The organism is Aeromonas sp. R1-1 (assembly GCF_040908495.1).
GTDB lineage: Bacteria > Pseudomonadota > Gammaproteobacteria > Enterobacterales > Aeromonadaceae > Aeromonas > Aeromonas veronii.
Window position 1 is genome coordinate 1 of record NZ_JBFODV010000282.1, and the last position, 7,774, is coordinate 7,774.

Genomic DNA, 7,774 nt, shown 5'->3' on the forward strand with positions numbered 1-7,774 from the left:
AAGTTCTCGTTCGCCGTAGCCAAGATGAGCAAAGCCGACATTGGCAGGGCTCAGGGACACAACCTCCGCCTCCACGAAACCAGCAGCCAGCTTCCAAAACGGGCATGGTTTACAGAGAGCCCGATGCACACCAAGGTCGAGTGGGATCAGGGCAAACTCGATGCGGCCTCGGCACTGGCCAAGCGCAAAGATGCCGTGGTGGCGATCGAGTTCATCATCCAGGTCGGCAACCAAACCGACTGGCGAGAAGCCCCCACACCAGAGTGCCCTGAAGGGCTGCCTATCGAGCGCGATCTGGCGCAGTTCTTTGCCCCGTTCGGGGAGCAGGTCAAGGCATGGGCCGATCAGGAGTTCGGCCCCGAGAACGTGGTATCTATCCAGCTGCATATGGACGAGAGCACCCCGCACTTCCATGTCATTGCCACCCCGATCAAAGACGGCAAGCTGCAGGCGAAAGCGTGGCTAGATGGCGGCCGGAAGCTGGCGGGGATCCGGCGCCGATGCCACGCCACGATCAACGAAAAGATCCCCTGCGTGTACACCCCCAACGGTCTGGGGGGAAACCCGCACCGGCCAGACCTGCGCGCCGGCACCGCCCCTGTCCCGACCCTGATCGAGAAAATGAGCGGCCACGCCAAAGCCCAGAAGCTGGAGCGGGAGAACGCCGCACTGCAGGAGGAGAATGCCCAGCTCAAGCAGCTCCTGTTTAGCCGCCAGAAGGGTCGCTATAGCGCGGACAACGTGGAGCAGGCCAAGCAGGCTACCGCAGAGGCACAGAAGGCCCAGAGCGAGCTCCAGAAGGCGAAAGGGGAGGTTAAGCGGCTCACCATGGCGCTCGATAGCGCCCAGAACGTGATAGGCCGACAAGGGGCAGAGATCGACAAGCTCAAAGGCTATAACCGAACGCTTTCGGAGCAGAACAACGAACTGGAGGAGAAACTGCAGGATCTCCAGCCAAAGCGGAGCCGCGGTAAGGGGATGGGCCTATGAAGGTATGGCAGGTTGTAGGGCTACTGGCCGCAGTGCTGGCAGTGAAGGGGGCAAGCAGCTCATCAAGTGGCTGGTTCATGAGGCTGCTTGGCCTGCATGACGTGTTCAGCTGGGCCGCCCCAGCATGGTGGGAAGGGGCGATATGCATGGGGGCACTAGCCCTCCTGCTGCGCTGGGCAAAAGTCTGATATATCGGACCTATCGGCTGCTAAGGTCTATCTCGATGCGGCGAAAACCAATGCCGTTGGCTGTGTTAGCAGCCGCATCGATGGAGGAGAACACCCGCCAGCCTCCACGCTGCCGTTCCACGACTTCGGTACCCGCCTTGCCAAAGCGCACCAAGTGGAGGTGGAACCCAGAACCCATGGGGGTGGGGACGATCATCGCCTTGGAGAACCCCCCCATGTCGAACATCGTCTTAGCCTCTTTCTCCTGCATCGTCAAATATCCAATTTGAAGAATCAAATAAACAATTTGATTGTACATCTTCGGGAGCCGAAAGCAATCATTTTCCAAATTTGACGCATCGAATCTGGAAAATGATTTTTAATCCAGCTCAAGGCCCAAGGCAATTAGGCATTCCCGCCACTTCTGGGCCTCCAAATCGAAGTTGAGCAGGCCGCCTTCCACGCTAATCCGGCTACCCAAATCGAGCAGCTGCATGTCCGTCATATCGCACAACCGCTTGCCGACGGCATCCAGTAGCCATACCCGATCACCATCAAGCTCGATCAGATGCTTGTCGAACCTCATACGTACCTCCGGCCAGAGCCAAACCTAACCCGCTTCCGTGGATAACTACTGCCGTCCACAAGCCGAACCGATGGCATGTGGACGGACGGGCGCAGTTACCCACCTCGCCAAGATCATCTCGATTTTTTTTTGTTTCAAGAGGAGAGCCGAAAACACGGGCGAGCCTATCTTTCGCTGCGCTTCAAGATAGGCTCGCCCTCCTGCATGGCTACGTTAAAAATGACGTAGTTACGCTGGATAGCTCGCCTTGCTCAGGACTATCGAGGCTGCTTGCGGCAGCTCCCCCTCACGCGCTCCTGAGACACACCTCACCACTCTGCACCTGCTTTAGTCCCCACCTGTGGGCCGGACTGCCGCGCCGTTTTTATCGAGCTGGCCGTGGTTGGTTCCCCGTTGCGCTCGGTGCTGGTGCCCCATGGTTGCGAATCATGGGTGGCTATGGTGCGCGTCGCACGCTGGGCAGTATGTGAGGTACCCCCGTTCTGCCCGACCAACCACACCCACACACGGCAACAAACTCATGCTTCCAATCCGTGCGGGTACGACAAAGCGCCAAAGGTGGTGGCCTTAGGTAACGTGGCTTGAGCAGGAAAACTTGATTGATGGGCGCCGAGGGCGCTAAACTGGAAAGGTATTAGGGTATCCGCTTCCTGCTCGAAGCTGTTACCTGGTACAAAGAGCGCCAACTCTGAGTACCATCGAAAAACCGCCCGCCAAGGCGGTTTTTTCGTTTCTGCGTGAAAGCATACGCGCTAGGACAAGATCAGCGCAAGAGCACCGCTTTGATCATACGAAAAAACAACACCAAATTTGTTCAATATCATCAGCAACTTCTGCAAGGAACAACTTTGCTAGCCAAGAAGGAACACCACGCTCAGCGCCCTGCCAATCCCTCTACAAACTCAGTCAACACATCCTTAATCGACTTCCCCTGTGAAGCAGCAAAGGTTTTTAACTTTTTATGGAGCTCTTCGGGAAGGTCAAAATTCACTCTTTTCACCTTATCTGAAGAAGCCATATCACTCATTGTCATTGATCTTTTTTCTCTACTCGGCCGACCAGCCTTTAGTGCACTCACTTGACCCCCTACCCACATAAACTCATAAACTCATAAACTCATAAACTCATAAACTCATTTGAGTTTGCATTTTAACTCACTAGCTAAAGCCATAATCTCTTTTGCAGCATTACCATTAGGTTCCACATCTAAAACAGTTGATCCGATAGCAGCAGAGCTAGGATAAGCAACGCTTTGAGTAACCCTTGCATCTAAAACGGGGAGCCCATACCCCTCTAGCGCCCCTCTTATCTCGGCACCTATTTTGGTGTTTTTTATCGCTCGACTAATAACAAAAGCAGCTTTCAAATGACCGTCCGTCATTTCTATTCTCTGCTTTACCAGATCAACCAAGTCGGCAGCGGCCCAAATATCATAAGGGGATGGCTGAACTGGGATTAAGACAAAATCACTAGCTTTTATAGCGGATATAGCAAGATCAGATGCCTGCGGAGCACCATCAATGACAACCCAATCCTTATGAGACACGACCTTTATATCACGCTCAATAGTTGGCCTATCAATACCAACAACAGGAATTGTATTGTCATCGCTAACGGCAGACCAATCTCTAGCGCTACCTTGCGGATCCGAGTCAATCAACAACACATCCCCCCCCATGATCTGGAAGGCTCTGACCAAATGAGTTGCGATTGTGGTCTTTCCAGACCCTCCCTTCTGATTCAAAACAGATATTGTTATCATAGTGCCCCCAAAAACTCATTTGAGTTTTACATCAAAAACTCAACCTATCAAGCGCAGAATCAAGACTTTGTAATAACCACAAAGGAAGCATTATCAACCCCCCTATCCCCTATGACTCTCTCTAAAGACGCAACCAGTTCACCAGCCGAATTAGCGTAGAAATCATCATCACTCAAAATGCTCCAAGCTCCATCAGAGCACAAAACCACCACATCACCATTCATCAATGGCTTCCTCTGCCTTACCTCAATGCTGACTCGCGGAATCGTCTTGGTGACATAACGCCTATATGGGTGAGAGTTATACAAATTAGCCTTCAACCTACCTCTATCGATCAAGTCTTGAGCAACCGTATCATCAACAGTCCGTTCACGATCTGCGACCCAGTAAATCCTGCAGTCACCAACACTCGCATAGACCATTTCTTCCCCGCACTGATACACAAATGCACAACAGGCGGATCCACCCCCTTTAAACTCACCAACCATATCGATAAAAAAACGAACAAAATCACTTGTAGACACTGGCTGAGAGTCAGCATTAAAAAAACGATTCAACTCAAATTCAATATGACTACAAATTTCGTTTTTACCACATCCTACACCATCAATAACACATGAGAAGAATGCCTCATCCCAAATAAAACAAACAATGACATCATTGTTTTCCGCTCTAGTGCATTTATAGCTACCTTTACCATCTATAGTAAACATAGATTATCCCCAAGGGAGATTTTTAAAAAAATCTCTTACAACGCTATAAGCATCATTAAAATCAGGCAATCCATCAGGGATCTCATCAGCTAACAAGCGATAATCTTTCTCTGACGCAGCAATCACTTCTGCCAGATCAAGCGCGCCTCTATCCATCAGATATTCAAAACCCTCCAACCTCTCCTTTGATTTAAAAATAAAGGCATCAAATATTTTTATCTTTTCCTCTTCACTAAAATCAACTTGTGAAATCAAATAGTAAAGATCATAAATATCCTGACGCCTATTTCTATTCCTAACTACCTGCTGCAATATCGACCTGTATTTCTCAGCGACAACATCATAAATGCTATATACCGAAATAGCCTCATCACCAATAAGAACATCATCTACTTTGCAAGTATCTTCATTGAAGCTATAGTCTATTTTAATGGTGTTTGGACATTGGCCAGCATCCAGCCTTGTTAATTCACGTTGGACTGTTGTTCTTGCATAACCTATTGTTATATTAAATGATGGGAACTTAGCCTCTTTATGATTTTTAGGTTGAACTTTAAGCGACTGAACTCTGCAGCGAATACCGTATCCCAGATCATCCTCAGCGAGGGATAAAGCGTCATTCATGCTACCGATGAACTCATCTGTGCTCACATCTGAAATCTTCATTTTTGAAGAAAAATCAATATCTTCAGTAAACCTAGAGCTGTGGTAACGAATCCCAAGAAGCATCCCTCCTTTCATGACCATGCTGGTTTTTAGGTATTCACTCGATGCCACTGCATGTAGAACCATATGCACCGCCTGCCTAAAACTAACCCGCTCTGGTGTTGCCTCATTAACCCACGCATTTATATCAACTTCCATATGTGTGACCTTATTAAAGATTTAATGACAAACACCAAACCTCAGAATAGTTTGGTGAAAAATCATTTTCTGGAGACAGCTTTCTTGAGCCACCTCGCATTACTTCTAACTTCCACTTATCTATAGCTGGATGCTTTATGCCTAGAACCTCATCCATTATATATCCAGCCCTAGATCTATCTATTTTATTCCCTGATTTATCCAGCTCCCTGATTATCACCGCTTTGTGTTTTTCGGCGTTTTCGCAAAAAACATCATAAACATGACTAAATCCACCGCACCATTCTGGGTGCTGCAGCATGCTCAAGAATGTATGCCCAATAGACGAAACCCTAACCCCTCCTGTTCCGTATATTTCTTTTTGAGGGGTGAAGCATTTCATCTCATGGAAGTTAATCAGCTTTCCATTCACATCATTTACAGAGAGTTTACGCTGAAATGAAAATGACTTGCCGACACTTGCGCCGCCGAGTTCACTTGAAATTTTATTTCTTTCTAAAGATTTGAATTCTTTATTGCTACAGATAGTCACATGAACTACTGACGGTATTCTATCTGTAATTCCATGCCACTCCATGGCGCTTAAATGGGATATGTATGAGAACGGAAGAACTGTGCATAATATTTGCTGAGTCGTGGGCTTTTCTACACCTGATAGATAATATGCATCAAGACCTTCCACTTTGTGGATAAATCCAGATTTCTGTAACGAAGATATTATGTTATCGAAGGTTCTTTGCTCTGGAGCATCTAGAGACACCCCCCTGATCTTAACGCCATCAAAGGTTTTGTCCTGATAAAGCCTGAGCAGATAACAGTACAAATCGTAAGTGGTTATGACGGGCTTTTTGTGCACATCCCTCATGAGCTCCTTTGTGGCCTCAAGCAAGGAAATTGTTTTTTTCATGAGTGACACTATCCGATGTAAAAGTCCTTAGGACTTTTACATCGGATAGCTTTGGAAGTCAAAATTTTTTTTAAAAAATCGCATGGCTAATCCCCTGTATTTAAAATAAAATTTGACAAATCAGTTATCTATTGGTAGTCTAGCGTCCTTAGGACGCTAGACTACCAATAGTTCATGGCTTTTTTTGCAATCGAAAAAGACAAAACAAAAAAAGACTCGTAGAGCCCCCCACATGCCCTTCCAGCAAGCCCGCTTTTTTGATGCTAACAACTATCAAAACCCACGTTAAATCGGTGCGCATAACGCCTTTTATGTTCAATTGAAGTTTTCGCATGCGAAAACTTGCCACCCAATCAGAAGACTCCCCAAACAGCCGAAAAAGCGCAGTGTTGAAGCCCAACACCGCGCCTTTTGGTGCTGAAAATTAGTAACGGTTTGGACGGGATCTTTACCGGCCAGAGCAGCGGATCCGGTTTCATCCGATAACTACCAAGAACAGGTGATTCTCGTAGTTTTCTTTGGTACCTGAAAAATTTACAAAAGGTGGGGCCAGTGGCCCTACTCACAAAATCAAGAAAGAGCCACTTGAAAATCAGTGCTGTCGCCCAGAGCTTGTCTGAACGAACCTTAATCCTTAAGGCTCGATGACCAAGGGAAGGATGTCATGGGTATCAGCGATCACGAGTACGTTAACTTCAGCGAAGACTACGAGCTGAACTATCACCTGAAAAAGGTGGGTAAGGCTCAAACAGAGAAAAACAGAACCACGTTGCGCACGATGGGCAAAGAGCTGAAAACACTGCTCAACAAGGAGCGAGTTACTCACACCGAGTTTCATTCCTACATTCTGAAAAACCTCAGTCGCTTGGATTCCTAATGGTCTCTTAGCCTCAAAATTTCGCATGCGAAACTCTGTGGGGCCAGTGGCCCCACTTTCATGTGGATCAGGGATCGATTCGATTGGATTCCTTAAGCATGAGCGCCACAGCAACGATGACCGCCGCCACCCCCAAGTTATGTTCCATGCTATTCCCTCCTATCAGGAGCAGCACTGCCAACACCCAGTCCCTCATACAAGCACCTCTTTGCCTCTGCAGTTTGATGCCTGCATGGTGGCATCACGACATACTCGACCTGTAATGACGCTTTTCGCGGAAACCTCCCGAACAGGTGGAGGCTAGCGCAGTCTGCCTCCTCCAGATCGGGAGACGGCAAGCGTAGCGCGGCAGGTCTTTTTCGCCCCGAAGGGCTCCTACTTTGCGTAGCAAAGTGTAAGGAGTACACTTTGAAATCCAAAGCTGCCACCCTCGGAGCCCCGATGAAGTTCTCGTTCGCCGTAGCCAAGATGAGCAAAGCCGACATTGGCAGGGCTCAGGGACACAACCTCCGCCTCCACGAAACCAGCAGCCAGCTTCCAAAACGGGCATGGTTTACAGAGAGCCCGATGCACACCAAGGTCGAGTGGGATCAGGGCAAACTCGATGCGGCCTCGGCACTGGCCAAGCGCAAAGATGCCGTGGTGGCGATCGAGTTCATCATCCAGGTCGGCAACCAAACCGACTGGCGAGAAGCCCCCACACCAGAGTGCCCTGAAGGGCTGCCTATCGAGCGCGATCTGGCGCAGTTCTTTGCCCCGTTCGGGGAGCAGGTCAAGGCATGGGCCGATCAGGAGTTCGGCCCCGAGAACGTGGTATCTATCCAGCTGCATATGGACGAGAGCACCCCGCACTTCCATGTCATTGCCACCCCGATCAAAGACGGCAAGCTGCAGGCGAAAGCGTGGCT

11 protein-coding genes are annotated in these 7,774 nt (G+C 48.9%); 4 read left to right on the forward strand and 7 right to left on the reverse strand.

Features of this window, described 5'->3' with window-relative positions:
- Both AB5Y92_RS19135 and AB5Y92_RS19140 read left to right on the forward strand, forming a co-directional pair.
- Positions 1–990: plasmid recombination protein (locus AB5Y92_RS19135; RefSeq protein ID WP_368227399.1), on the forward strand; the 990-nt coding region annotated here is incomplete at its 5' end.
- Complete coding sequence (locus tag AB5Y92_RS19140; RefSeq protein ID WP_245133827.1) at positions 987–1,178, forward strand: hypothetical protein; 192 nt, start codon at positions 987–989, stop codon at positions 1,176–1,178. The genes AB5Y92_RS19135 and AB5Y92_RS19140, both read left to right, overlap by 4 nt.
- A gap of 10 nt (positions 1,179–1,188) precedes the next feature.
- On the opposite strand, the gene AB5Y92_RS19145 is transcribed toward AB5Y92_RS19140, so the two are convergent.
- The 7 genes from AB5Y92_RS19145 to AB5Y92_RS19175 form a co-directional block, all read right to left on the reverse strand.
- Positions 1,189–1,428, reverse strand: a complete 240-nt coding sequence (locus tag AB5Y92_RS19145) for a plasmid replication protein RepB (RefSeq protein WP_139399123.1) — start codon at positions 1,426–1,428, stop codon at positions 1,189–1,191.
- Between the two features lie 108 nt (positions 1,429–1,536).
- Positions 1,537–1,743 (reverse strand): hypothetical protein, encoded by a 207-nt coding sequence (locus AB5Y92_RS19150; protein ID WP_139399121.1) that lies wholly within the window; start codon positions 1,741–1,743, stop codon positions 1,537–1,539.
- Positions 1,744–2,617: 874 nt separating this feature from the next.
- Entirely contained in the window at positions 2,618–2,770 is a 153-nt protein-coding gene (locus AB5Y92_RS19155) for a plasmid partition protein ParG (RefSeq protein ID WP_232105322.1), read from the reverse strand.
- A 105-nt stretch (positions 2,771–2,875) separates the two neighbouring features.
- Positions 2,876–3,505: a ParA family partition ATPase gene (parA, locus tag AB5Y92_RS19160; RefSeq protein WP_139399108.1), complete on the reverse strand. Its 630-nt coding sequence runs from the start codon at positions 3,503–3,505 to the stop codon at positions 2,876–2,878.
- Between the two features lie 59 nt (positions 3,506–3,564).
- Entirely contained in the window at positions 3,565–4,218 is a 654-nt protein-coding gene (locus tag AB5Y92_RS19165; protein ID WP_139399110.1) for a PP2C family serine/threonine-protein phosphatase, read from the reverse strand.
- A gap of 3 nt (positions 4,219–4,221) precedes the next feature.
- On the reverse strand, positions 4,222–5,082 hold the full coding sequence (locus AB5Y92_RS19170) for a nucleotidyl transferase AbiEii/AbiGii toxin family protein (RefSeq protein WP_139399113.1): 861 nt from the start codon (positions 5,080–5,082) through the stop codon (positions 4,222–4,224).
- Between the two features lie 13 nt (positions 5,083–5,095).
- Positions 5,096–5,989: a hypothetical protein gene (locus AB5Y92_RS19175; protein ID WP_139399115.1), complete on the reverse strand. Its 894-nt coding sequence runs from the start codon at positions 5,987–5,989 to the stop codon at positions 5,096–5,098.
- A 664-nt stretch (positions 5,990–6,653) separates the two neighbouring features.
- Here AB5Y92_RS19175 and AB5Y92_RS19180 point away from each other — a divergent pair.
- Positions 6,654–6,866: a hypothetical protein gene (locus tag AB5Y92_RS19180; RefSeq protein WP_139399117.1), complete on the forward strand. Its 213-nt coding sequence runs from the start codon at positions 6,654–6,656 to the stop codon at positions 6,864–6,866.
- A 408-nt stretch (positions 6,867–7,274) separates the two neighbouring features.
- The coding region (locus tag AB5Y92_RS19185) for a plasmid recombination protein (protein ID WP_368227400.1) at positions 7,275–7,774 on the forward strand (500 nt) is incomplete at its 3' end.

Coding starts and splice junctions, on each gene's coding strand:
- AB5Y92_RS19155 (WP_232105322.1), bottom strand. CDS start 2,770: ATGAGTGATATGGCTTCTTCAGATAAGGTGAAAAGAGTGAATTTTGAC.
- AB5Y92_RS19145 (WP_139399123.1), bottom strand. CDS start 1,428: ATGCAGGAGAAAGAGGCTAAGACGATGTTCGACATGGGGGGGTTCTCC.
- AB5Y92_RS19170 (WP_139399113.1), bottom strand. CDS start 5,082: ATGGAAGTTGATATAAATGCGTGGGTTAATGAGGCAACACCAGAGCGG.
- parA (WP_139399108.1), bottom strand. CDS start 3,505: ATGATAACAATATCTGTTTTGAATCAGAAGGGAGGGTCTGGAAAGACC.
- AB5Y92_RS19150 (WP_139399121.1), bottom strand. CDS start 1,743: ATGAGGTTCGACAAGCATCTGATCGAGCTTGATGGTGATCGGGTATGG.
- AB5Y92_RS19140 (WP_245133827.1), top strand. CDS start 987: ATGAAGGTATGGCAGGTTGTAGGGCTACTGGCCGCAGTGCTGGCAGTG.
- AB5Y92_RS19165 (WP_139399110.1), bottom strand. CDS start 4,218: ATGTTTACTATAGATGGTAAAGGTAGCTATAAATGCACTAGAGCGGAA.
- AB5Y92_RS19180 (WP_139399117.1), top strand. CDS start 6,654: ATGGGTATCAGCGATCACGAGTACGTTAACTTCAGCGAAGACTACGAG.
- AB5Y92_RS19175 (WP_139399115.1), bottom strand. CDS start 5,989: ATGAAAAAAACAATTTCCTTGCTTGAGGCCACAAAGGAGCTCATGAGG.